The sequence below is a fragment of the Haloterrigena salina JCM 13891 genome (genome assembly GCF_000337495.1).
GTDB lineage: Archaea > Halobacteriota > Halobacteria > Halobacteriales > Natrialbaceae > Haloterrigena > Haloterrigena salina.
This window is the reverse complement of record NZ_AOIS01000030.1, coordinates 101,693-124,701: the sequence shown is the minus strand read 5'-3', so window position 1 is coordinate 124,701 and position 23,009 is coordinate 101,693. Positions and strand designations below refer to the sequence as shown.

The 23,009-nt window shown below is 66.5% G+C and carries 20 protein-coding genes and 1 tRNA gene; 7 read left to right on the top strand and 14 right to left on the bottom strand.

Annotated features, from left to right (window positions below; translation table 11 throughout):
• The first annotated feature begins 412 nt into the window (after positions 1-412).
• The 3 genes from C477_RS08710 (at position 413) to twy1 (ending at position 3,061) form a co-directional block, all read left to right on the top strand.
• On the top strand, positions 413-1,096 hold the full coding sequence (locus tag C477_RS08710) for an HAD-IIB family hydrolase (RefSeq protein WP_008894102.1): 684 nt from the start codon (positions 413-415) through the stop codon (positions 1,094-1,096).
• A gap of 519 nt (positions 1,097-1,615) precedes the next feature.
• Complete coding sequence (locus C477_RS08705; protein ID WP_008894101.1) at positions 1,616-1,903, top strand: hypothetical protein; 288 nt, start codon at positions 1,616-1,618, stop codon at positions 1,901-1,903.
• Between the two features lie 120 nt (positions 1,904-2,023).
• The gene (gene twy1, locus C477_RS08700; protein WP_008894100.1) at positions 2,024-3,061 is read left to right on the top strand and encodes a 4-demethylwyosine synthase TYW1; all 1,038 of its coding nucleotides are present in this window, start codon (positions 2,024-2,026) and stop codon (positions 3,059-3,061) included.
• A gap of 106 nt (positions 3,062-3,167) precedes the next feature.
• Here twy1 and C477_RS08695 read toward each other — a convergent pair whose 3' ends face one another.
• The 4 genes from C477_RS08695 to C477_RS08680 all read right to left on the bottom strand — a co-directional run bounded on the left by C477_RS08695 (position 3,168) and on the right by C477_RS08680 (position 8,500).
• Complete coding sequence (locus tag C477_RS08695) at positions 3,168-4,280, bottom strand: glutamate-cysteine ligase family protein (RefSeq protein WP_008894099.1); 1,113 nt, start codon at positions 4,278-4,280, stop codon at positions 3,168-3,170.
• Positions 4,281-4,487: 207 nt separating this feature from the next.
• Positions 4,488-5,930 carry an oligosaccharide flippase family protein gene (locus tag C477_RS08690; protein WP_008894098.1) on the bottom strand — a complete coding sequence of 481 codons (1,443 nt, stop codon included), beginning with the start codon at positions 5,928-5,930 and terminating at the stop codon, positions 4,488-4,490.
• A 22-nt stretch (positions 5,931-5,952) separates the two neighbouring features.
• Positions 5,953-7,395, bottom strand: a complete 1,443-nt coding sequence (locus C477_RS08685; RefSeq protein ID WP_049914438.1) for a sulfatase-like hydrolase/transferase — start codon at positions 7,393-7,395, stop codon at positions 5,953-5,955.
• A gap of 94 nt (positions 7,396-7,489) precedes the next feature.
• On the bottom strand, positions 7,490-8,500 hold the full coding sequence (locus C477_RS08680; RefSeq protein ID WP_008894096.1) for a hypothetical protein: 1,011 nt from the start codon (positions 8,498-8,500) through the stop codon (positions 7,490-7,492).
• Positions 8,501-8,755: 255 nt separating this feature from the next.
• Here C477_RS08680 and C477_RS08675 point away from each other — a divergent pair.
• Positions 8,756-8,830, top strand: a tRNA-Met gene (locus C477_RS08675).
• Between the two features lie 960 nt (positions 8,831-9,790).
• Here the strand turns inward: C477_RS08675 and C477_RS08670 are convergent.
• From C477_RS08670 to C477_RS08645, 6 genes are read right to left on the bottom strand one after another with little or no spacing between them, the layout of a single operon-like run.
• Positions 9,791-10,708: an alkaline phosphatase family protein gene (locus C477_RS08670; RefSeq protein WP_008894095.1), complete on the bottom strand. Its 918-nt coding sequence runs from the start codon at positions 10,706-10,708 to the stop codon at positions 9,791-9,793.
• Entirely contained in the window at positions 10,705-11,814 is a 1,110-nt protein-coding gene (locus C477_RS08665; RefSeq protein WP_008894094.1) for a sulfatase-like hydrolase/transferase, read from the bottom strand. Before C477_RS08665 ends, C477_RS08670 begins: the two co-directional genes overlap by 4 nt.
• Before the next feature lie 46 nt (positions 11,815-11,860).
• Positions 11,861-13,321: a sulfatase-like hydrolase/transferase gene (locus tag C477_RS08660; protein ID WP_008894093.1), complete on the bottom strand. Its 1,461-nt coding sequence runs from the start codon at positions 13,319-13,321 to the stop codon at positions 11,861-11,863.
• Positions 13,318-14,412, bottom strand: a complete 1,095-nt coding sequence (locus C477_RS08655; RefSeq protein ID WP_008894092.1) for a glycosyltransferase family 4 protein — start codon at positions 14,410-14,412, stop codon at positions 13,318-13,320. The genes C477_RS08660 and C477_RS08655 overlap by 4 nt, the downstream gene beginning before the upstream one ends.
• Complete coding sequence (locus C477_RS08650) at positions 14,409-15,674, bottom strand: glycosyltransferase (RefSeq protein ID WP_008894091.1); 1,266 nt, start codon at positions 15,672-15,674, stop codon at positions 14,409-14,411. The genes C477_RS08655 and C477_RS08650 overlap by 4 nt, the downstream gene beginning before the upstream one ends.
• On the bottom strand, positions 15,671-16,834 hold the full coding sequence (locus tag C477_RS08645) for a glycosyltransferase (protein ID WP_008894090.1): 1,164 nt from the start codon (positions 16,832-16,834) through the stop codon (positions 15,671-15,673). Before C477_RS08645 ends, C477_RS08650 begins: the two co-directional genes overlap by 4 nt.
• A gap of 267 nt (positions 16,835-17,101) precedes the next feature.
• Between C477_RS08645 and C477_RS08640 the strand changes: the two genes are divergently transcribed.
• Together C477_RS08640 and ribB are read left to right on the top strand one after the other, a co-directional pair.
• Positions 17,102-17,809 carry a DUF120 domain-containing protein gene (locus C477_RS08640; RefSeq protein WP_008894089.1) on the top strand — a complete coding sequence of 236 codons (708 nt, stop codon included), beginning with the start codon at positions 17,102-17,104 and terminating at the stop codon, positions 17,807-17,809.
• Positions 17,806-18,537 carry a 3,4-dihydroxy-2-butanone-4-phosphate synthase gene (gene ribB, locus C477_RS08635; protein ID WP_008894088.1) on the top strand — a complete coding sequence of 244 codons (732 nt, stop codon included), beginning with the start codon at positions 17,806-17,808 and terminating at the stop codon, positions 18,535-18,537. Before C477_RS08640 ends, ribB begins: the two co-directional genes overlap by 4 nt.
• Before the next feature lie 119 nt (positions 18,538-18,656).
• On the opposite strand, the gene C477_RS08630 is transcribed toward ribB, so the two are convergent.
• Together C477_RS08630 and C477_RS08625 are read right to left on the bottom strand one after the other, a co-directional pair.
• Complete coding sequence (locus C477_RS08630) at positions 18,657-19,454, bottom strand: ABC transporter permease subunit (protein ID WP_008894087.1); 798 nt, start codon at positions 19,452-19,454, stop codon at positions 18,657-18,659.
• A gap of 1 nt (position 19,455) precedes the next feature.
• The gene (locus C477_RS08625) at positions 19,456-20,430 is read right to left on the bottom strand and encodes an ABC transporter ATP-binding protein (protein ID WP_008894086.1); all 975 of its coding nucleotides are present in this window, start codon (positions 20,428-20,430) and stop codon (positions 19,456-19,458) included.
• A 116-nt stretch (positions 20,431-20,546) separates the two neighbouring features.
• Between C477_RS08625 and C477_RS08620 the strand changes: the two genes are divergently transcribed.
• Positions 20,547-20,792, top strand: a complete 246-nt coding sequence (locus C477_RS08620; RefSeq protein WP_008894085.1) for a PRC-barrel domain-containing protein — start codon at positions 20,547-20,549, stop codon at positions 20,790-20,792.
• A 54-nt stretch (positions 20,793-20,846) separates the two neighbouring features.
• On the opposite strand, the gene C477_RS08615 is transcribed toward C477_RS08620, so the two are convergent.
• Positions 20,847-21,659: a class I SAM-dependent methyltransferase gene (locus C477_RS08615; protein ID WP_049914440.1), complete on the bottom strand. Its 813-nt coding sequence runs from the start codon at positions 21,657-21,659 to the stop codon at positions 20,847-20,849.
• A gap of 421 nt (positions 21,660-22,080) precedes the next feature.
• Positions 22,081-22,950 carry a deoxyribonuclease IV gene (locus tag C477_RS08610; RefSeq protein WP_008894083.1) on the bottom strand — a complete coding sequence of 290 codons (870 nt, stop codon included), beginning with the start codon at positions 22,948-22,950 and terminating at the stop codon, positions 22,081-22,083.
• Positions 22,951-23,009 lie beyond the last annotated feature (59 nt).

Genomic DNA, 23,009 nt, shown 5'->3' with positions numbered 1-23,009 from the left:
TCGGGATCGAAGTCACCGGCAATTGGTTCGATGTGCGAAAACGCACGTCCCGATTGAGACGGTACTGCGTAACCGAGAGTTCGACTCGATGAGCGTCTTTTAGACGGGTTCGCACCGTCCTCCCCCGTCCGAAAACGGATTCACAGCTCAGAGCGCGGGCTCATCGACTAGATGGACACAGACTGCCACGATATCACCGTTGAGTCCGCATCAGTCAGTGCGCACACGTACTTAGCGAACCGCCCCGATTCAGTTTCGGATAGGGCTATGAATAACGAAACCGCGCTCCGATCTACTGCTCGAGCAGGCGTTCGAATGAGATCGGGTGGCCGGGCGTCGTCACTGACCGATCCCTCTGTCTCGAGCGCGCTGAACCGACTCCTTTAGGTCGCCCAGCCCTCGAGTGACGGCCATGACGGACGATCCGCCGCTGGTCCTCGACATCGACGGCACGCTCACCCGCCCGGAGGGGTGGGGCATCGATCCGCGCGTCTTCGACCCCCTCCGCGACTGGGACGCGCCCGTGGTGATCGCCACCGGGAAAGCCTTCCCCTACCCCGTTGCCCTCTGTCACTTCGTGGGCATCCCCGAACTCGTCGTCGCCGAGAACGGCGGTGTCGTCTACACCGGCGACGACGTCTTTGTCACCGCCGACCGCGCGGCCGCCCAGGCCGTCCTCGAGGACTACCGCGCGGCCGGCTACGAGACGGGCTGGGGGCCAGAGAACACCGTCAATCGGTGGCGCGAGACCGAGATCGCGGTGAACCTTGACCAACCCGTCGACCCCCTTCGCGAGATCGCCGCGGACTACGGCCTCGAGGTGATCGACACCGGCTACGCCTACCATGTCAAGGACGCCGCGCCGAACAAGGGCGACGGCCTCGAGACGATCGCCGAGCACGTCGGTATCGACCTCGAGCGAACCGTCGCGGTGGGCGACTCGATCAACGACGTCTCGACGTTCGAGGCCGTCGGCCGGAGCTTCGCCGTCGCCAACGCCGACGAGACGGCGAAAGCGGCGGCCGACGAGGTACTCGCGGACGTTCACGCGGATGGGACGCTGGCCGTCCTCGAGCGAGTTCGCGGCTCCGAATAGTGTCTCGAGGCTTTCGGTGTCGATCCTGATTGCGTACCGGTCACTACGATCCGGTGCTGAGTAAATTGTCGACGCTCTCCGAGCAACCGATTGTACGGTGGCGCGCGCTGGATCACGGTGACCGGCGAGGGAACCGTGATCTGAAGCCGTGCGAGGGATGAGTTAGCGACTGGAAGGAGCGAACGAATCGGCTGGGGAGGGCGTGGCACTCCTAGTTGCCAATGTGAAGTAGCGTAGATCTTATCCGCGTAGTAGCATCGGTACGAAGAAGTCGAGTAGGTTGCTCATTCTGGCTTCTAGGGATTCCACGCCCTCCCCAGCCGATTCGCTCACTCGCTACGCTCGTTCGCTCATCCCTCGCACGATTCTGACCGTGGCTCCTTGTGCAGTCGCCACGGTCCAGCGCGCGCCACCGTAGAGAATCCCTCTTTAGCGATCCCACCGAAGGACGACGGACTCGAGCGCGGCCGATCGGACCCCACTCAGAACGCTTTTCTTTCGGCCGACGAACGCTCACGTATGGTAGTCGACACTCTCGTCGCCGTCGTCGGCGTGGTGGGGACGATCGGGCTCTTCGCCTGGACCTACCGGGACGCCACGGCCAACGGGGTCTCGAGGCCCCTGCTGTGGGCCGCCTTCTCCGGGGGCGCCGTCGCGGTCGGCGCGGGGCTGTTCCTGTTCACGTCCGCGCCGACGACCGGCACGATCATGACCGCCAACACCGGGCTGGTGCTGTACGGCTTCGAACGCGAGGTCACGCTCGAGGACGACGAACCGGCCGAACCGGGCGAGTTGCCTCACAAATAGGCGCCGCTCGAGACGGCCAATACGGAGACGCCGTTCGAGTTAGCCCCGCGAGCGAAATCGGCCGCGTTCGACGCGCAACACCACACGCCTTTTGGTCGGGCCCGTCCAAGCGGGGGCAACATGAGCGACTCCGCCGACACCGGCGTCGAGGGCGGGAGCGACACCGACGCCGAACACGACGAGAGCGAGGACGGCGGTGCGATGCAGGTCTCGAGTCCGGACTACCACAGCGAGAACCACACCGCCGCCCAGACCTGCGGCTGGACGGCAAACGCCGTCCGGGGCGAGGGGAAGTGTTACAAGTACATCTACTACGGGATCGAGTCACACCGGTGCATCCAGATGACGCCGGTCGTCCGGTGTAACGAGCGCTGCGTCTTCTGTTGGCGCGACCACCAGGGCCACACCTACGAGATGGACGACGTCGAGTGGGACGATCCCGAGGCGGTCGTCGACGCCTCGATCCGGCTCCAGAAGAAGCTGCTCTCGGGCTTCGGCGGCAACGACGAGGTCCCACGGGAGGTCTTCGAGCAGGCGATGGAGCCCCGACACGTCGCCATCTCCTTAGACGGCGAACCGACGCTCTACCCCTATCTGCCCGAACTCATCGAGGCCTTCCGCGACCGCGATATCACCACCTTCCTCGTCTCCAACGGCACCCGGCCCGAAGTGCTCCGGGAGTGCGATCCGACGCAACTGTACGTCAGCGTCGACGCCCCCGAGCGCCACACCTTCGATCAGGTCGTCGGCGCGACGGAAGAGGACGCCTGGGAGCGCCTGCTCGAGACGATGGACGTCCTCGCTGAGAAGGACGAAACCCGCACCGTCCTCCGGACGACCCTCGTCAAGGGCGAGAACATGCACCACCCCGACTGGTACGCCGGCTTCTACCAGCAGGCCGACCCCGACTTCGTCGAGCTGAAGGCGTACATGCACGTCGGTCACTCGCAGGGCCGGCTCGACCGCTCGGCGATGCCAGACCACGAGGAGGTCATGGCGTTCGCCGACGAGGTCAAGGCGTACATGCCGGAGTTCACCGAGTCTCGAGGGGTGCCGGAGTCCCGCGTCGCGCTCCTCGCGAAGCAAAAGGACACCTGGGTTCCCAAACTCAAGAAGGGAAGCGAGTTCTGGGAGCGCGATCCGGTCGTCGGCGACTGAGCGCGTCGCCGATCGGTCGAGCCATCGGAGCTATTGTATTCTACCGCTCGAGTCGCCGAAACGATCGGGTTGACCGTCGCTCGAGCCGTCAAACCCAACGCGACGATCAGTCGCTGTGCATCGGCTTCGCCCGCCGCACGTCCCGCTCGAGTCGCTCGGCGTACTCGAGCCGAAGTTCTCGCGCCGCGTCGGGTCCGACCCGTCTCCGGCCGCCGATCTCGTGGGAGAGCGGCGCGTAGGCGTCGACGTCGAACCCCATCCGCTCGAGGTACGATCGAACGGCGTCGGACTCGAGCCCCTCGCGGATCGCGGCGTGGGTGTACTCGAGGACGGCGTCGAACTCCGGGAGCGTGATTGTCTCGTCCGTGACGCGGCCCTCCTGGCCGTCGATGCGCACGTCGGTGTCCTCGAGGTCGCCGACGAGGTCGGCCAGGCGATTCGCCAGGCTGACGACCTGGCTCGGGAGCGCGGTGTCAGGCGAGCGCCACTCGACGGTGGAAAACGACGAGCGAAACTGGACGGGCGTCCAGACCGCGCTCTCGGGATCGAAGTTCGACTCGAGGGTCCGCCGCGAGACGCCCGCGTCGGTCGCTACGGTCACGAACTCCTCGTGCCGTCGCTCGAGTCGTCGCGTCCACTCCGCTCGATCCGAGACGTAACGCCATAGCCAGCCCTGGTGGGGGACGTCGTCGTACGCCAGCCAACGGTAACACTTCGACCGGGCGCCGGCCGCCATCGGACGCCCGCGGTAGTACGGCGACGAGTTGACCAGCGCCAGCGCGGGGTCGAGCGCGACGAGGGTGTTCAACTGATCGATTTCGCGCCCCGGCTGCTGTTCGACGTGGACATGGGTCCCAGCGCAGTGGCGCACGTACTCGAAGTCCTCGCCGACGACCGTGTTCTGGATCCGCGTCCGATCGCTCGGCAGTTCGCGGATCCGCTCGTCTCCCACCGGCGTCGCCAGCGGCACGAGTCGCTTTCCGAGCTCGTCGGCCCGCTCGAGGACGGCGTCGATTCGGTCGAACAGCTCCGCGCGCAGTTCGGCCGCCGTCTCGCAGGGCGTGGTCTTGATCTCGAGCACCGGTTCGACGAACTCCCGTTCGGCTCCCGGCGAGGCCGCGACGAGGTCGCCCGGCTCGGTCAGCCGCCCCTCGTCGTCGATTACCCAGTACTCGACCTCGATGCTCCGGCGTCGCGGTTCAGCGTGGTCTAGGGACACGGGTGGTTCGGTGGAACACCGGCGCGTCTCTGCTGCAGCGTGACTCGGTTCCGCCGATCAAAGATTGGTGGTAGCATATCACACGATTCTATCCATCGAACATCCTCAAGAGTATTTCGTCTATGGAGACATTAGCCGCAACAACCGGGTATACGGGTCGGAATCGTCCCGAACCCGTCTAAAAACGCGCTCGAGCGGCGGGGACGGCTAGATCTCGAAGCGCGAACTGCGGACGACGCCCCTGATCGTGATGCGGAGCTTTCGGCTGATCGCCGCCAGCGTGACGGCGTAGACCGCCGCGCCCAGCGCGACGATCGCGAGGAGCTGGTACCAGTGATCGACGGCGACGGCGCGTTCGACCGGAACGATCACGGCGAACATCGCGAGTCCGGCGACGAACTGCTCGCCGAGCGTCCGCGGGAAGAGGACGACCGACGGGAGCCGCCGTTTGATGATGACCGCCGAGCAGACGTACCGAAGCGTCTCGGCGACGACCGTCGCGATCACGACACCGATCGCACCGTAGACGAGCGTCAGCGCGACGCCGAGGACGATGTTGATCCCGAGCGTGATCGCCGAGACCCGCGTGTTGATGTCCGGCCGGTCGATCCCGTCGATCACGCTCGTGAGCACGCCGGCCTGGGTCTTCGCGATCTGGTAGAGCGCGAGTCCGACGAGGAGCAAGGCGGCCTCGGCGTAGTCGGGACCGAAGAACGTGACGACGAGCTGTTCCGGCATCGCGACGGCGCCGAAGAACATCGGAATCGCGACGATGCTCGTAAACGCCAGCGTGTTCGAGACGTCCGTCCCCAGCTCCTCGCCCTTGCTGTGTCTGTGGCTCACGCGAGCCATCAGGCCGCTCGAGGCGGCCATCGTCACGAACGTCGCCGGCACCGTGAGCTTGAGCGCGACCTCGTAGTGGCCGGCGGCGGCGGGCGCCAGCAGGTAGCCCAGCAGGATGATGTCGAACCGGTCGTAGGCCTGACTGAGCAGCGAGTTCGGGATGCTGAACCTGGCGTACGACCAGAGGTTTTCGACGGTCTCGCGACCCGGGGTGACCGGCCGCACGCGGACGAAGTACCAGAGGATCGGCACCGTCAGGAACGTCGCCGCGGCCAGCCCGTAGGCCATGCCGGCGGCGCCGAGCCCGAGCAGGATCAACCCCAGCTGGAGCGGGAAGGTCAGCAGCGACCGGAGCGCGTCGGTCCACATCGACGCCCCGACGCGGCCCCGCGCCTGCACCATCAGATCCAGCGGCTCGAAGAGCGTGACGGCGAACAGTAGGACGATGAATAACACCGGCGCCTCGGGGAGCCCCGTGTAGTCGACCAGCTGGTTCGACGCGACGAGCGTCACCGCACAGACGAGCACCATCCAGACGATCGTGAACAGGGCCTGGCTGCCGACCAGTTCGCCCGGCGCGGTCTCCGCCTCCGAGAACCGCTTCTTGACCGCGGTCCCCCAGCCGTTGACCGCCCGATCGGCGATCTTCACCAGCGAGAAGAGGAGGTAGTAGCCGCCGAACCCGGTCGGGCCGAGCACGCGCGCGAAGACGATCGTCCCGAGAAAGCCGATCGCGGCCATCGAGAACTTCGCGGCCGTCGCCTTGAGCGTCTCGCCGCCGAGGCTGACGGAGGTCGCGTCACTCATGGCTCTCGTCTCGAAACCACCGTCACAGATACCCCAGCTCCTCGAGCTGAGATTCCAGACCGTCCATATCCGCCTCGGAGAGCCCCTCGCGGCGCTCGAGGTCGTCGACCAGTCGGCCGAGTTCCGACTCGAGGGTCGCCGGGTCGCAGTCGCCGAGCAGCTCGGTCCCGGACAGCCCCTCGAAGTAGTAACAGTCGGCCGTCGCGACACCGTGGCGTTCGCGGTCGACGGGGCCGATATCGTAGCCGTCCTCCTCGAGCGCGAGCGCGCGTCGCTTCGAGATGCCGTGGAACTCGAGTAACGCGCTCGAGCGCGGCTCAGTGATGACGGTGTCGCTCGAGTGGGGCTCGGTGTCGGTGGGGTCGCTCGAGCACAGCGGGCGGAACGACTCGCCGCGACGGTGGGCCGACTCGATACCGGCGAGGTCGAGCACCGTCGCGTAGACGTCCAGCAGGTTCACGAGGGCGTCCCGCGTCGGTCGCTCCGCGCCGTCCGCGTTGGGGGTTCGGTCGTCGGCGTTCGGTCCGGGCGCGGAGACGACGAGCGGCACGCGGGTCACCGGCGGATGGAGGCCGCCGCCGTGTTGCCACGCGCCGTATTCGCCGAGCGCTTCGCCGTGGTCGGCGACCGTCACGACGTAGTCGAACTCGGTGGCGAGTTCCGCGTAGATGTCGCGGTAGATATCCGACAGGTACCGCACGGCGTCGTCGTACGCGGTCCTGATCCGGTCCGGATCGGCCGACGGCTCCCCGAGCGTGGCTTTCACGCTGTCGAAGTGCGGCGACTCCTCGTCCGGATAGGTCTTGTACTCGTCGGGCGGGTCGTACGGCAGGTGCGCCTCCATGAGATTCGCGAAGAGGAACTCGCCGTCCCGGGCCCACGACCCGTCGCGGACGTACTCGAGGAACTCCGCCGCGCCGTCGTCGGGGTGGCGTCCCTTGAGCCCCATATCCCGGAGCTTCATCAGGGCGCCCTGTTTCAGCGACTGGGTCGTATCGCAGTCGTCGTCGACACAGCGCCAGAGCGCCCGGAGATACCGTTTGGGACCGTCTGCTTGGTGTTCGGCGATGAACTCGTCCCAGTCGAAGACGTCCTCACCGAGGCCGCTGAGCCGCCAGCCGCCGTCGAACTCGTCGAAGCCGTGGTGCCAGCCCAGCTGCTCCGAGATGTTGACGTTACAGCTGAACGCTCGCGTCCGGTAGCCGCGGTCCCGGAGGAGTTCGGGGAGGCGAGTCGTGTCCCGGTCGAAGTCCTGGGATTTGATCGTCACGCCGGCCTCGCTCGCGTACCGGCCGGTGAACAGCGAGGCGTGGGCCGGGGCCGTCCAATGGCTCGTGCTCCACGCGTTCGCGAACTGCACGCCAGGCAGCCAGTCGAAGTGCTCGTCGAAGGAATCCGCCCGCAGGGTATCGAGCACGACGAGGGCGATGGATGGCTCGTCTCCCATGGTTGCGTGTCCGTTCATCCTACCAGCCCTCCGCCAAAGAACCTAGTCCCGGCAATGGACTCGACTGCGGGACCGTCGGCCGTTCGCCCGCCGGTCGTCGGAACGGTCACGCTCACAGGACCGTCGTGACCCCTTCCTCGAGGGCCTCGACCTGCGCCTCTTTCTCCCGCTCGAGTTCGTCCATATCGAACCGAACTGGTTCGCTCGTGACGTCGCCCTCGATGGGAACCCGATCGAAGAGGTTCGCCCGCGGCGTGTCGAAGTAGAACTGCGCCCGGTTGCCGTAGGTCAGGGCGGGCAGGCAGGCGTGGATCCGGTCCGAGCGCACCACGTCGGCGTTGGCGTAGAGGAAGAGGTAGTCGGTCACCATATCGGAGACGAAGACGTTCTCCTCCTCGAACAGCGGCGTCTCGAGGCCGAGCAGCTCCCGCGCTCGCTCGCCGACCGGGAAGTGGTACGGTTCGTCGAAGGGCGCGTGATCGGGCCTGATGATCGTCGACGATGCGCCGTCGATATCGGGCTCCTCGCCCTTGTCGAACGTGTGGACGTCGAACTCCTGGTTCGCCTCTGGCGGCTGGTGTGCGTCGCCCAGGAACAGCGAGCAGTCGATGCCGTCGTACAGGTACTCGACGAGGTCACCGTACTCCTCGTAGGCGGTTCGGTCCCGCGTGAGCAGGACCTCGATGTCGAGCGCGTCGAAGACGGCCTCGACGTCCTTTCGCTCGGCCTCGTCGTACTCCTCGCCGCCTCCGCCGATGATAACGATCGGAATATCCCGCTCCCTGAGTCTGGTGAGTGTGTCGAAGTACTTCCGAAACGTCGGCCGGGAGAGCACGCAGCCCGGTAGGACGGCCAGATCGGCGTCGATCAGTTCGCTGACGTTCACCGCGTTCTGCCGAATCCGGTGGGTCGGCGACTCGTAATCCGCGCCGCGGCCCGCCATCCGTTCGAACTTCCGGGTGCCCCGCCACAGCGCCGCGGTGTCCGCCGCGTGGTTCGGATAACCGCCCGTCTCGACGATCTCGGCGTCGGGAAACGCCCGCTCGAGCATCGCCTTCGCCCCGTAGTCGATGAACCCGTTCCCGATGTTCGTCGTCCACGTCCGCAAAAGCAGGATTCTCATTGCGCCCGTCTCCACCGGAATGGGGCATAATTATGGGGAGACTACGGACATACAACAGTCCGATTCGGCGTCGGATGGCGGATTGGAGAGGCCGGTCTCGAGTCGAATTGCATCGAGCGGAACGGTCCGTGGGAGATTGCAAGCGGTAATCCGTCGCTGACGGCTCCGTACTGGGCCACGCGATGCGTGTCAGCTAATCGTCTCGAGACAGGACGAATACCAAGCCTTAATCGTGACCAGCAGAGAGTGAAAGACAGCGGGATGGGATAGCCAGGAGATTCCGGCGGGCTCATAACCCGCAGACCGGTAGTTCAAATCTACCTCCCGCTATGTTTTGGCGCGAACAAACTCGTGAGCGGCAGGTATAGCACGGTGGTCGTTTGAACCAGACGACGAGGGAGCGAGGCGGCCGACGTCGGCGTGGTTCAAATCTACCTCCCGCTACGTCTCGAGGGGAACACAGACTCCGACTACTGTCAGGAGTTGCGGACTCGAGACGGTAACTCTCCGAAATCGGATCACCGAGGATTGAATGCGACGCTATTTCCAGTATATGGTAGCACGGTTTTTATTCAGATCCATGCCTGAAACTGAATCAGACCGTTCGGTAACTACGTGCGCAAATTGACCGGCAGACACATGTAGAATGAATGAGCATGACTGCATATGGCACCAATAGGAACAGCCATTTCGATTGCAGTTATACTTGCTATCCTCTATACTTACCTTCGCTGGTACTTGAACGGGGATGGAAGGCTCAACAGTGAGTGGTTCAAATAGCTGAGTTTGTCGTCCTTATCAAGTATCTACCCGAACTCTATACAGCACGCTATTTCTGACAACTGTAGGTCACCCCTCAGTGGTAGTGAGAGATACACCACCTGTACTAACCGCGAGTTTCATACTCTACTCTGAATAAAAATAGCACTACCTACTATTGTTCCTGTAAACGGGCGGCAGTTACAGCGCAGACGTTGAATGGAGGAATAGAACGGCAAAGTACCGTAGAAACGACGACGAAGGATGACTCCTATCGTGGCGGCAAGGGATTGCCACACCCTCCCCAGCCGATTCGCTCCTGTGGTCGCTCACTCATCCACTGGAAGACGCTTCGCGTCTTTCAAGCCGTTCGCTCGTACTATCTGCTCACGGGTGCTTCGCGCCCGTTCGCATGGTATGCGGGACCTCCGGTCCCGCACTACTCGCGAAGACCTCGCGCAGTATCGACGGTTGCCCTCGCTAGCGCTCGGGCAGCCGTCAGCGCGCGCCACAGCACAGCATCAGTAGCGATCAGTCGAGATAGCCGAGTTCGCGCAGGCGTTCGGTCGGCATGTCGATTCCCTCGTCTTCGTCGGACGCGCCAGCCCCGGATTCTGCCGCGCGTTCTTCGACCCACCGGCGCACGTCGAAGACCGATTTCGGATACGTGTCCGCCGTGGAACTCGCGTACGCGCGCCAGGAGTGGCTCGCCGGCTTCTCGCCGGCGTCGGGCGGGTAGAACTCGGTTCGCATGCCGTGATCGCTGACGACGAGGAGGTCGTCGTCCTCGCCGAGAGCGGCGACGATCTCCCGGACGAACTCGCCGACGCGTTCGTAGGCACGGCCCAGTGCGGCCTCGTCGTCGGCGTAGGCGTGGCCCGCCGCGTCCAGCGTGTGGACGTGGACCCCGGCGATCGAAACGGGGTGCTCGAGCATCTCGCGGGCCCAGCCGAACTGCTGGGCGCAGAGCCCGAACAGTTCGCGCTCGAACTCGCTGCGGGGCATCCCCTCCGCGACGGCGTTCATCAGGTCCCAGGCCCGCTGGAGGGGTTTCCCGTCGTGGACGCCCGGCCAGTTGTGGACGACCGCGTCGTCGGCGTCGAACATCGACTCGCGGTCCGTCTCGCCGATGCGCTCGCGCGTGCCGGTTCGGGAGCGGACCAGTTTGCCGAGCGTCCCCCGCGTCGACTCGTCGAGGTGGCCGGTGACCGTCGAGGCGAGATCGAGCGCGGGGTTTTGCCACTCGCTCGTCCCGCCGCCAGTGATTCCGTGTTCGGCCGGCTCGAGCCCGGTCGCGACGGTCGCCCAGACCTCCGGCGTGTACGGGACGTCTTGCGTGTTCGCGAACGTCTCGATCTCGCCGCCCGACTCGAGGCGGAACGCGTCGAGGTCGAAGTGATCGATCAGTCCGGCATCGAGCGCGTCGAGGGCAAGGACGACGACGGTCATGCGTAGCCCAGGTCCTCCAGGTCTTCCTGCAGCGCTTCCTCCTTGACGACGTAGGCGGGGTCGAACCGCTCGAGTTCCCGCTCGAGACCGGGGTCGTCGACCGGCTCGCCGTCGTCGAGTCGATACGTGCCGTCCGCCGTCGCGATGTGTTCGGCGGTCATCGCGGCCTTTCGGTCCCCGTAGGCGGCGAAGGCGGTGTCGCGGTCGAACGTGCCCTGGCGGTGTTCGCTGCCGGTCAGGACCGTCGGCACGTCGATCAGGGAGACGACCTCGCCGACGTCGGGGGCGTTCCGCGTGCCGAACGGGACGTTCAGCAGTTCGGGGCGCATCTCGCCGGGATGGCCCCACAGCCCGTCCTCGCCGAGCAACTCGCCGTGGTCACCGCAGAAGACGACGCGCGTCTCATCCGGGATCGCGTCCCAGAGTGGTTCGAGGGCCGCGTCGAGTTCGGCGATCTCCTGTTGGTAGAGGTCTCGGACGAGGGACTCGTCCTCCTCGGAGCCACGGTCCGAGAGGACACGACGGGTGACCCGCTGGGCCGTCGCGCGGTCGACGTTCGCGCCGTCGGGGTCGTAGGGATGGTGGGGCTCCATGAAGTGCAGCCAGCCGAACCACTCCTCGCGGCCGTCGACCTCGCGCAGGAACTGGTCCACGACGTCCACAGCGGGGCGGAACGACTTCTCGGTCTCCTCGACGTAGCTCCGGAGCTGCTGGTAGCGGTTGTAGCCCCAGCTGGCGACCTTGTAGGGAAGCGAGCCGCGCTCGAGCAAGATTGCGCCCTTGTCCTTCAGGGACTCGCCGCCGCCCTTCGGCGACGTGAACGAGTCGAAGCCGGCCGCGTAGCCGTACTCTTGAGAGAGCAGGTGGTTCGTCGTGATCCCGACGCTGGGAGCGTCGAACTCGTGGGCGACGCTGACCTCGGACTCGAGGCCGTTGCCGGCCGGATACTCCCCGCCGATGATCGCCGGGAAGCTGCCGGGCGTCGCGGTGCTCGTGGCGAACGCGGCGTCGTGGGTGTCGTCCAGAAACGCCAGGGTCTCCGGCATGTACTGGACGTGATCGGTTCTGAGCGAATCGACCGTAACTAACAGGGTAGTGTCCGTCATGTGCGTGGTTCGTAGCCTCCGTTCGAAGCGCGACGCGACCTCGCGCTCATAGGTATCCCAGATCCTCCAGTCGTGCGCGACTCGCCGCGTCGACCTCCTCGGCGTGATCCTGACCGTCCCGCTCCTCGTCGGTAATCCAGTCGCCGAAGGCGGACTCGAAGAGACCGTCCGGCACCGTCTCGTCGGGCAGCTCGACCTGCTTCGACGGCGGTCCGGAGACGTCGTAGACGGCCTCGTCGCCGAGCTGATCGCGGTAGTACTTCCGATCGCCCTCGTAGACGACTCGCTGACCTCGGTCCCAGTAGGACTCGTCGCCGCCCTCCGGGATGCCGGAGCCGGAGCCGACGATCTCGGCGCGAGCGCGCTCGCGCTCGAGGGCGAACGGGTCGAACGGCTCCTCGCCCGCGAGCGATCGGACCGCGTCGCCGAGGTCGGCGTGGGAGGCGAGCCCGTCGATGTCGACGGGACCGGCGGCCTCGGTGCCGTCGGTCGCGAGTTCGAGGGCACCGTCGTCGGTGGCGACGATATCGAACGGAACGTGTAACAGCCCCTCCGAGAGGCTGCTCATGTGGTTCATGAGGTAGCCGTCGGACTCGTAGCCGAGGTTCTCGCCGTGGTCGGCCGTCACGATCAGGATCGACTCGCGGTCGTCCTCGCGCGCTACCGCGTCCAGGAGGTCGGTAACGACCCGGTCGAGGTAGTCGACCGTCGCGGCGTAGAGCCGGCGGACGCGCTCGACGTCCGATTCGTACGCGCCGAGGCCGTCCGCGACGTTGACGTCCGAGTCGCGAAACGAACTCGAGTGGAAGTCCGCGGAGACGCCGTGGATCGAATCGTCGAGCCCGCGGAAGGCGGTGTGAGGTCCGTGGGCGTCCATGACGTTGGCGAAGGCGACGACCGGCCCGTCGGGCTCGGCGACCTCCCGCTCAAGGGTGCGGGCGATCGCCCGGCCGCCGAAGTCGGTCGGCTTCTCGATCGGCAGCTTTCGGCTCACGTCGTCCAGTTTGAGCAGGACGCCGTTGGCCAGCGAGCGCAGCGGGTGGTCGTGTTCGAGGGCCTCGCGGACGAAGTCGGCGTAGGCCTCCACGCCGTCGGTCGACCGATCGGAGATGTGTTCCTGGACGTCCATCCCTGCGGGCAGCCGACGACTCGGCGAGATGGGGATCGTCCGATCGAAGAACCGGTCGAAGCCGAAGACGGGGCTAGCGTAGATGTTCGACGTGACGCAGACCGACTCGTACCCCTGCCCCTCGAGGGGCGCGAGCCAGGTGTCTTCGGGATCGATCGGGTCGAACCGACGTTGGTGAGCGTGGACGCCGGTCTCCGACGCGACCGAGCCGGTCAGCATCCCGGCGTGGCTCGGAACGCTCCAGCCCCCGAGCGCTCGCATCCCCTCGAAGCGGACGGCCGCTCGCTCTCTAAGACGGGGCGCAAATCGGTCGTAGACGTCTTTCCTGACGGTGTCCAGACAGAGGACGACGATATTCGGTCGGCGATTTCCGGTCATACGAATTCCTCCAGCGCGGTACTGAAGCGGTCGCCTTGATTCGATTCGGTCAAATCGGCGACGAGGTCTCGCTGCTCGCTCGCGACCGCTCGTCGCTCGTCCGACGATCGCTCGAAGACGTCCCGAAGGCCCTCGAACAGGCCTGCCTCGGTCGGTGGAACGACCTGCCGCGGCGGCAGGAGCTCCCGGACGCCGGTCGCCTCAGTGACCACCGTCGGCGTGCCCGAGAGGATCCCCTCGAGCGCGGCGACGGGGAAGGCGTCACCCCGGGAAGACTGGACGTAAACGCTCGCCTGGTCGAACCAGTCGGCGAAGGTATCGAGGTCGACGAAGCCGGGCGTGAGGACGTGGGATCTGTCCGCGTAGCCTTCCGCCTCGTGTCCCTCGCCGAGGACGACCAGTCGCACGTCGGCATCGACGGTGCGGGCGAACCTGCCGACCGCTCGAGCCAGCCGATCGTAGCCGTTGGCCGGTTTGGCCTCGCCGGCAGAAAGGATCGTGAACGGCTCCCGTGGCGAGTTCGGCGAGAGCGACGCGAGCCGCTCGTACTTCGCGTCGCTGATCGGCGGCCGGACGTAGGCGACCGGGTGATCGCCGAGGTACGGTCGCGCCCAGTCGTAGACGTCCCTGCCGACCGCGATCACGCCGTCCAGCAGCCGCCTCGAGAGCGGCTCGAGGCCGCGCCAGAGGTAGCGCGTCGGCCGCTCGGAGAGGGTGTAGAAGGTTTCGTCCGCGGCGAGGTAGACGAGCGTCGTTTCCGGCCGGCGCAGTTTGTACGCGAGCCCGGTCTGGAGCGGCGCGCTCCCCTCCGCGATGACGGTGTCGTACGCGGGAAGCGTCGCGCCGGTCCGAATCCGGTCGACGATCCGCTCGGTGTTGCCGTTCGATTCGGACGGACGGACGCCGGTCTCGAAGTGGCGACGGTCGGCGCCGACGGCGTCGGCGAACACGCGGTGTGCGGGGTGGGCGTCGCTGTTCTGGTAGAGGAGACATCGATCGCCGGGTTTCGCTCCCCGCGACTGGGAGGAGTCGGCGTCCGTTCGCACCCTCGAGTCGCTGCCCCGATCGCGAGCGGTCGCGCTCGCCGTCACCGATCGGCCACCCCCTCGGCGCGTTCCTCGTCGCGTCGCTGCTCGACCCGTCGAGCGTTATCCGCGGCGCCGTCTACGCGTTCGGATCCAGATTCGGGAACGGATTCCGACGCTGGTTCCGGCACGTCGATCTCGGTCGCCGCCGTTTCCGCGACGACCTCGCGCAGCCCGGCCGCGAAGCGGTCGTACTCGTAGCGCCGGGCCTCCGCGCGGATCTCGGCCGAGTCGAAGTCGTCGGGATCGAACCGGCGAACCGTCTCGCGGATCGACTCGATGGTCGGCTCGAAGAGCAGCCCCGTCCGGGCGCTTTGCACCTGATAGCGCGTGAATCCCTCGTTGACCCCGAGGAGGGGTTTGCCGGCCATCATGGCCTCGGCTCCGACGAGGCCGAAGTCCTCCTGCTTGGGGGCGTAGACGACCGCGGTGGCCCGGGCGACAAGCGACTCGATGTCCTCGACGTAGCCCCGAACCTCGATGTTGTCGTAGTTTTCGGCGAAGGCCTCGAGGGCCTCGCGTTGTTCGCCGTCGCCGGCGATCACGAGTCGTTCGTCGAGTCCCGCGAAGGCCTTCGCGATCGTGTCGATCCGCTTCTCGGGGGCGAGTCGGGACCAGGTGACGAAGTAGCCGTCGTCGCCCTCGTTGCGCCAGTCGCCGGTCACCGGCGGGTAGACGACTTTCGCGTCGCGGTCGTAGAACCGCCGGATCCGGTCGCGGACGAGTTCGCTGTTCGCGACGAACTGATCGACGTAGTCGTTGGCCTCCTTGTCCAGCGCCCGCCAGCCCTTGGCGTAGGCCTTGAGTCCGGTCTGAACGAACGGGGCGTCGAACCCGGAGAGCCGGTCCCGGTAGAGGTCGTACAGCCACCGCGGCGGGCTGTGAGGGTAGTGGACGATTCGCTGGCCCACCTCGGGGACGTAGTACTTCGAGAGCGGCGCGCTCTCGAGGATCACGTCGTAGTCGGCGAGGTCGGGATGGGCGTCGGTCATGTCCAGAGCCACGTTGAGCGTCTCGAGGGGGTTCATCCCCTCGTTCTTCCACTCGAGAAACGGGCGCCATGGCAGCGAGGTGTACTTCGCCTGCTGGAACGGGATCACCTCGACGTCGTCGGGGATGTCGGTCCCGGCTGCGACGTAGGTCGTGTAGATCGGCGACTCGAGGACGCGCGCGGCCTCGATGGCGAACTCCTCGCCGCCGCCGATGCCGGGGAACCGGTCGTGGAGGATCGCGACGTTCGCGTCGGTGCCGGTGTCGGCGTCGGTCACTGTAACACCTCCCGGAGTTCGTCGTCGGTCGACCAGGTGCCGTCGTGGGTCTCCTCGTCCCCGTCGGCGCGGGCGCGGATGAGGGAGACGCTGGCGCGCAGCAGCGAGATCTGGGTGTCGAACAGCGAGTACAGTGGCTGGATCGGCCCGAGGGCGTCCCGCGAGCCGAGCGCCGTGAAGGCGAGGACGCCGGCCGGCGTGAGCAGCCCGGCGGGGCCGAGGACCGCCAGCGAGCCGAGCGTCGCCAGCGCGAGGCCGGCGCCGACGAGCCACGGCGAGACGATCATGAACCACCAGTTGAAGGGCAGGACGACGCGGCCGTAGTTACCGTGGCGGCCGAGCGCGTCCCGCTGGCGCCAGAGCAGGCGCAACAGGCCCATCGCGCGGCGGTCCTTCTGCTCGCGGCGCTTCCCGAACTCGGAGTGAGCGGCCTCCTTGTAGTGGATCTCCGGATCGAAGACGGCGCGGCCGCCGTTGCGCCGGATCTTTAAGGCGAGTTCGCTGTCGTCGGCGATCGAGTCCTCGTCGATCGGAACGATGGCGTCGCGTTCGAACGCCGAGAACGGCCCGTGGAAGATCAGCGTCGAGTCGATGTGGGACTCGAGGATCTGGATCATCGTCTGGATGTCCCGGTAGCTCTGTTCGACCTCGCTGCCGCCGATGACGTCGGCGTTGCGCCCGGTCACCGCCTCGACGTCGGGGTCTGCGAGGTTCGCGACCGCCTTCCGGACGGCGTCGGGCGCCAGCCGGGAGTCGCAGTCGGTCTTGACGACGACCTCGTTCTCCGCGGCGGCGTAGGCGTCGTTCAGCGCGGTCGCGAGCCCGCGCCGCTCGTCCTCGCGGATGAGCGTCAGTTCCGGCTCCGGACGGCCCGCGAAGAAGGTCTCGACTAATTCGGCCGTTCCGTCGTCGCTCGAGTCGACGACGACGATCTCGACCTTCTCCATCGGGTAGTCGAGTTCGACCAGTTCCTCGAGTTTCGATTCGACGATGGCGGCCTCGTTGTACGTCGGTAGCACGATGCTAACCGACGGTTCGCGGGGCCGCGTGTTCGCCGGCGTGCCAGACGGCCGCCGGAGATAGTACGCTCCCAGGTAGATCAGGTACGGGAGGCCCGTCAGTGCGACCAGTCCGAACAGGGCCTCGACGAGACGCTTCATGCAAGTACGCCTAAACGCTCAACAGACCGCGGTAAAACCGGACGGCTTGCATTGTGCAAGGAACGTCGTCGCGATGTCGAGCGCCGCGAATTTCGGTGGTGCGAGTCGAGCGGGGGAATCGGACTGAAAACCTCGAGGGGACCGGTGGCTTTTTGCGCCGGGCGCGGGATTGCAGGACACGCGATAAACGCTCGACAACGCCATCACAGTTTTGGTACGCATACCACATTCGGTATGCTTTTAGGGAATCCGCCCATAGGCTCGGGTATGTCAGTCTCAGCTGAGTCCGCCGTCGGGCACGACGAACTCGCCGTGCTCAAACTGCTCGCGCTCGAGGGCGGTCTCGAGGGCGACGTGAAGATCTCCTGTTCTCACCTCGCGGATCGACTGGACGCGTCGAACCAGACCGCCTCGCGCCGGCTCCAGCGCCTTGAGAGCGCGGAGCTGCTCGAGCGCGATACGGTCAGTGACGGCCAGTGGGTGGCGATCACCGACGACGGCGAACACGCGCTCCACGCCGAGTACGAGGACTACCGTCGCATCTTCGAGACGGACTCGGAGATCGAACTCGACGGCACCGTCACCAGCGGCATGGGCGAGGGCCGCCACTACATCTCCCTGCCGGGTTACCAGCGCCAGTTCGAGGACCGACTCGGCTACGAGCCGTTCCCCGGCACGCTGAACGTCGACCTGCGCGACGACAGCGTCCGCCGGCGCGGCGCCATGTCGTCGCTCGAGCCCGTGCCGATCGACGGTTGGGAGGACGACGACCGCACCTACGGCCCCGCGGTCTGCCATCCCGCGACGATCGAGACGGCCGACGGCCGCCGGTACGAGACCGCACACATCATCGCGCCCGAGCGGACCCACCACGACGAGGACCAGCTCGAGGTCATCGCCCCGCACAAGCTCCGCGAGGAACTCGGCCTCGAGGACGACGATCACGTCGTCGTCTACGTGGGTGGTCGCGAATGACCGGCCACCACGCCGGACCGCGATCGACCGCGGACGGCGAGCCGAACGCGAGCGCCGACGGCGGTGCCAGTCGGGCCGCGCGGGCCGACGCCGTCGACGACGCCCTCGAGTCGCTTCGGGCCGGCGAGCCGGTGTTGGTCCACGACGCGGCCGATCGCGAGGGCGAGACCGACCTGATCTACCACGCCGACGCAGTCACGCCCGAGGCCGTCGCCCGCCTGCGCAACGACGCGGGCGGTCTGGTCTGCGTCGCGCTGGGCCATGAGGTCGCCGAGGCGTTCGACCTGCCCTTCTACGCCGAGGAAGTCGACCACCCCGCGACGGGCGACCACGAACTCGGCTACGACGAGCGCTCGTCGTTCTCGCTGACGGTCAACCACCGCAACACCTACACCGGGATCACGGACGACGACCGCTCGACGACGATCCGCGCGCTGGGCGAGGCCGCCGCCGCGCCCGCCGAGACCGATTTCGCCGCCGAGTTCCGCGTCCCCGGCCACGTCCACCTGCTGAAGGCCGCGCCCGACCTGCTCGCACAGCGGGAGGGTCACACCGAACTCGGCGTCGCCTTAGCCGAGGCCGCCGACCTTCCGTCGGCCGTCGTCGTCTGCGAGATGCTCGACGACGAGACCGGCGCGGCGCTCTCGCCCGCCGACGCCCGCGCCTACGCCGACCGACACGACTTCGCCTACCTCGAGGGCAGCGCGGTCCTCGAGCGACTGGGATAGCGATTCGAAAAGCGATCTTCTCTACACTCCGCTTCTTGGAAGCGAATTCGACGGCTTGATCGCTTACTCGAGGATCGAATTCGTTAGTCGTTCTCTGGTCCGTTGGAGAAGGGCCCCTCTCACGAGGCGATATCGCTCCGTTCGAACCAGCGCTGGCTGGTGACGACGAGGACGAGTGTCATCGCGACCAGAATTCCGGCGTGGACCGGATCGATCGAACTCTCGAGCAACACGGCGTTGGGATCGAAGTATCGCATGGGGGCGACGGCGCCGACCGACTCGTAGTCGGTGCCGGTCAGGAGGGACTCGAGCATGAACAGCCCGAACGTGATCCCGAGGGCGAGCCGCTGGGCGATACCGACGCGGTCGACGGCGACGGAGGCGACCAGCCCGATGGCCCCGCAGGCGAAGAGGTACGGCACCGAGAGGGCGTGCAGCGCCACCAGGTCCGCGGCCGAAATCGGCTCGCCGACCAGCGTCGCGGCGACGAAGACGACGATCGGAGTGACGACGTTGACGACGATAATCGGGACGGCCAGCGAGGCGAACTTCTCCGCGACGGTCCGGGCCCGCGAGATCGGCATCGAGAGCAGGACGTCCATCCGCCCGCGCTCGACGTCGTCGGCGATCGTCCCGGCCCCCAGATAGGCCAGATAGAGCCCCAGCAGGATCGTCCAGCCGAAGACGTAGAGTTCGAAGGCGAGAAACCCCTCGAGTGAGGCCATCGTCCGGATGTCGAACAGCTGGATGACCCCCTCGGGGTAGGCTTGCAGGAACTCCTCGTCGACGTCGTCGAACGAGCCGCTGAAGGAGGGGTAGATCCAGACGACGGTGACCGCCAGCAGCGACATGGCGGCCGAGAGGTAGAGGCTCCCCTTGAGTCGCTGGCGACCGTCGTACCGAGCGAGTTCGAGCATCTCAACCGCCCCCCGGCCGCTCGGTCAGTCCCGGCTTCGATTCGGCGTCGGTGGACTCCTCGCCGCCGTAAAACCGCATGAAGACGCCCTCGAGGGGCGCCTCCTCGATCGACAGATCGAGCAACCGGTACTCCCGCAGGTGGGCGAGCAACGCGTTGACGTCGCCGGTGAAGGTGAACGTACACTCGGTGATCTCCGAACCCTCGCCGTCACTGTCGCCGCCGGTGCGAACGACGCTCGTCTCGAGGTCGTGGACGCCGTCGATCGCGAGCGCCTCCCGGGAGATCGAGGCAGCGGCGCGCAGTCGGACGACCTTTCCGCTGCGGTCGAGCAGCGATTCGACGGGTTCGACCGTCACGAGGCGTCCGTTCCGGATGATCCCCACGCGGTCGCAGAGTCGCCGGACCTCGCTCAACACGTGCGAGGAGAAAAACACCGTGACGCCGCGCTCGCGTTCCTCGCGGAGGAATTCGGCGAAGCGGTGCTGGATCAGCGGGTCGAGCCCGCTCGTCGGCTCGTCCAAGATCACCAGCTCCGGATCGTGCATGAACGTCGTCACGAGGCCAAGTTTGCGGACGTTGCCGTGGGAGTAGTCCCGAACCGGCCGATCGAGGGGCGGTTCGAACAACTCGAGCAACGCCTCGCTGCGCTCGTCGCCCTTGATCGCGGCGTGGAGCTCGAGGACTTCCCGGCCCGTCGCGGTCTCGTCGAACGCGGGGGCGTCCGGCAGGTAGCCCAACTGCCGTTTGGCCTCGAGCAGGGCGTCCTCGTCGGTGACGTCGCGGCCGAGCACGCGAGCCGTCCCCGCCGTCGGCGCGAGCAGACCGAGCAGCGTCCGGATCGTCGTGGTCTTGCCGGCGCCGTTGGGCCCGAGATAGCCGAAGATCTCGCCGCGCTCGACGGAAAACGTGACGCCGTCGTTGGCCAGCACCTCGCCGTAGTCCTTGGTGAGCCCCTCGAGTTCGATCGCAGCCATGACGAACTGTTGGCGCCGCGTTTACATGTAACCCGCCGTCGGTCGCGGTCCGATCCGAGGCGCTTCGAGTGAGGAGGAACCGAACTCATTTGTGATGGGACGTAGGCCGGACACGTATGAGCGAGATATTCGCACGAGATCTGGGCGGAAAACGCGTCGTCGGAACGGACGGGAAAATCTTCGGTCGACTCCACACCGTGACCATGGACCCCGAGTCCGGCGCGCTGCTCGACCTCGTCGTCGAACCCGGCGACGGCTCCCCGAGGTCGGCGTCTGAGCGATCCGACGACGACCGGCTGTGGGTTCCCGTCGATCGCATCGAGACGGTGAAGGATCAGATCATCATTCGATCGTCACGCTAAGGGCGGCCGGTACGGACGGGACGATCTGGCAGTGCTACCCGTTCTCGAGATTTGTCAAGGGACTCGACCGACGGTGACGAAAAACGGCACCGCCTCCTCGCGGTGGTACTCCCGCGCTTCCATCTGTTCGATTACGTCCCGTCCCATCTCGCGCCACGCGCCCCGGAGGTCGTCGTACTCCGCCTCGGTGAGGTCCCCCGAGAGCATCGTCTCGCGGTCGTCGGCCAGCCCCGCGCCGGTCGCCTTCCGCCGGGCCGCGACCAGCGCCATCTCGCTGTAGGGCGGCTCGACCGTCCGGACGTGATCGTACCGGCGCGTCTCGCACACCTCGAGGCCGGCGTCCTCGAACGCTGCGCGGGCGTCGGCGCCGAGCGCGACGTCGGTCCCGACGCCGTCGAGGTAGGCGGTGCGGGCCCGCCGCTCGAGACGCCCCTCGCGCTCGACGCTCGAGTCGATCTCGACGGTGGCGTTGTTCGGTTCGACGGCCGCGACGAGATCCGTCGAGACGCGGGCGAACTCCGCGACGGCGGCCGCGGGATCGGGCAGGTTGATCAACAGCGCCTGGCAGACCACGAGGTCGAAACTGTCGTCGGGGAACGGGAGGCGAAGGGCGTCGCCGGCGACGGCGGGAACGGGGTCGTCGTGGTCGACCGCAATCTCGAGCAACTCGCGGTCGGCGTCGCAGCCGACGACGGTGGCGTGGTCGGGCGCCTCCTCGCGGAGGACGCGGCTCAGCTCGCCGGTCCCGCAGCCGACGTCCAGAATTCGCTGGTGGGACTCGAGGGCGAGGGGCTCGAGGGCCTCGCGGGAGTCGTCCCACATCCCCTCGCGGGTCCGACGCAGGTAGTCCTCGGAGAACTCGCGCACGAGCCGTCGTATGGTAGTCTCGAGTAAAAACGGGTCGATTTTCGACACGCGGTCGCTGTCGGGAGTCGGCCAGCGGTGTTGATCGACATCGTCGCTTTCCAATCCACTGCAGCCAGATCGTCCGATGTGCGGTGGCGCGCGCTGTCGGTCGGCCGAGCGATAGCGAGGCTGATTGACGATACCGCGCGAGGGATGAGCGAACGACGTGAGCGAATCGGCTGGGGAGGGTGTGGCGAGTCCCTGTTACCACGATCGCAGGACAGTGCGCTTCACCGTCCGTTTTGATCGAAGTACCAATCAACGAGCGTAGGAAACGAATACGCAAAGGAACGCCTCGCTCGCTTCGTTCGCTCCGAACCGCGCTCACTCCGAGTCGCGCAGCTCGCGGGCCACTCGTTCCCCGCTCGCTCTCTCGAGACGCTTACGCGTCTCGCAGTTCCTTCACCTTCTCGATGTTCCAGGCGAAGCCTTTCCCGTCTTCCGTCGGCGTCTCGAGCGCGAACGGCAGATCCCGCAGGTCGGGATGGTTCACGATCGCCTTCATGCCGTCCTCACCGATGTAGCCCTCGCCGATGAGCGCGTGTTCGTCCTTGTGGGTGCCGACGTCGTGTTTCGAGTCGTTGAGGTGGATGTACTCGAGGTACTCCAGTCCGACCTCGTCGTCGAACCGCTGGACGGTCTCGTCGACGGCCTCGGGGGTCGTGAGGTCGTTGCCGGCGACCAGCGTGTGGGCGGTGTCGATGCAGATGCCGATGTCGGTCTCGGTGCGGTCGATGATCCCCGCAAGGTGCTCGAACTCGCCGCCGAGCTTGGTCCCGCTGCCGGCGTCGGACTCGATGAGAATCTGAACGTCCTCGGGAACGTCGAGTTCGTCGATAAGACTCGCCGCGTTGTCGAGGCCACCGTCGACGCCTGCGCCCGTGTGCGCGCCGAGGTGGACGTTGACGTACGGAATACCCAGTTTCTCGGCGGCGTCGAGCTCCGCCTGCATGCTCTCTTTGGACTTGCGCCGGAGGTCGTCCTTCGGGGTACAGAGGTTGACCAGATAGGCCGAGTGAATCACCCACGGCCCCTCGAGTCGTTCGTCCGATTCCTCGCGGAAGCCGTCGGCGGCGTCGTCGCTGATCTCGGGTTGGGCCCAGACCTGCGGCGAGGTGGTGAAGATCTGTCCGCAGTTCCCGCCGAACGCGCGCTGGCGGTGGACCGCGTTGCGGAGATCGTCGTACGGCGGCGTTTCGTCGTCGGAGGAGACGCGCGAGCCGGAGATGGATACGTGTGCGCCGACCTTCATGGACGCCCGTCAGTACCGGTCGGTGATAGGTATACTGATTCTCGAGTCGACGCGGGCCC

Coding starts and splice junctions, on each gene's coding strand:
- C477_RS08670 (WP_008894095.1), bottom strand. CDS start 10,708: ATGACCGTCGTCGTCCTTGCCCTCGACGCGCTCGATGCCGGACTGATC.
- C477_RS08640 (WP_008894089.1), top strand. CDS start 17,102: ATGTCAGTCTCAGCTGAGTCCGCCGTCGGGCACGACGAACTCGCCGTG.
- C477_RS08705 (WP_008894101.1), top strand. CDS start 1,616: ATGGTAGTCGACACTCTCGTCGCCGTCGTCGGCGTGGTGGGGACGATC.
- C477_RS08660 (WP_008894093.1), bottom strand. CDS start 13,321: ATGACCGGAAATCGCCGACCGAATATCGTCGTCCTCTGTCTGGACACC.
- C477_RS08685 (WP_049914438.1), bottom strand. CDS start 7,395: ATGAACGGACACGCAACCATGGGAGACGAGCCATCCATCGCCCTCGTC.
- twy1 (WP_008894100.1), top strand. CDS start 2,024: ATGAGCGACTCCGCCGACACCGGCGTCGAGGGCGGGAGCGACACCGAC.
- C477_RS08665 (WP_008894094.1), bottom strand. CDS start 11,814: ATGACGGACACTACCCTGTTAGTTACGGTCGATTCGCTCAGAACCGAT.
- C477_RS08710 (WP_008894102.1), top strand. CDS start 413: ATGACGGACGATCCGCCGCTGGTCCTCGACATCGACGGCACGCTCACC.
- C477_RS08620 (WP_008894085.1), top strand. CDS start 20,547: ATGAGCGAGATATTCGCACGAGATCTGGGCGGAAAACGCGTCGTCGGA.
- C477_RS08680 (WP_008894096.1), bottom strand. CDS start 8,500: ATGAGAATCCTGCTTTTGCGGACGTGGACGACGAACATCGGGAACGGG.
- C477_RS08690 (WP_008894098.1), bottom strand. CDS start 5,930: ATGAGTGACGCGACCTCCGTCAGCCTCGGCGGCGAGACGCTCAAGGCG.
- C477_RS08610 (WP_008894083.1), bottom strand. CDS start 22,950: ATGAAGGTCGGCGCACACGTATCCATCTCCGGCTCGCGCGTCTCCTCC.
- C477_RS08625 (WP_008894086.1), bottom strand. CDS start 20,430: ATGGCTGCGATCGAACTCGAGGGGCTCACCAAGGACTACGGCGAGGTG.
- C477_RS08630 (WP_008894087.1), bottom strand. CDS start 19,454: ATGCTCGAACTCGCTCGGTACGACGGTCGCCAGCGACTCAAGGGGAGC.
- ribB (WP_008894088.1), top strand. CDS start 17,806: ATGACCGGCCACCACGCCGGACCGCGATCGACCGCGGACGGCGAGCCG.
- C477_RS08645 (WP_008894090.1), bottom strand. CDS start 16,834: ATGAAGCGTCTCGTCGAGGCCCTGTTCGGACTGGTCGCACTGACGGGC.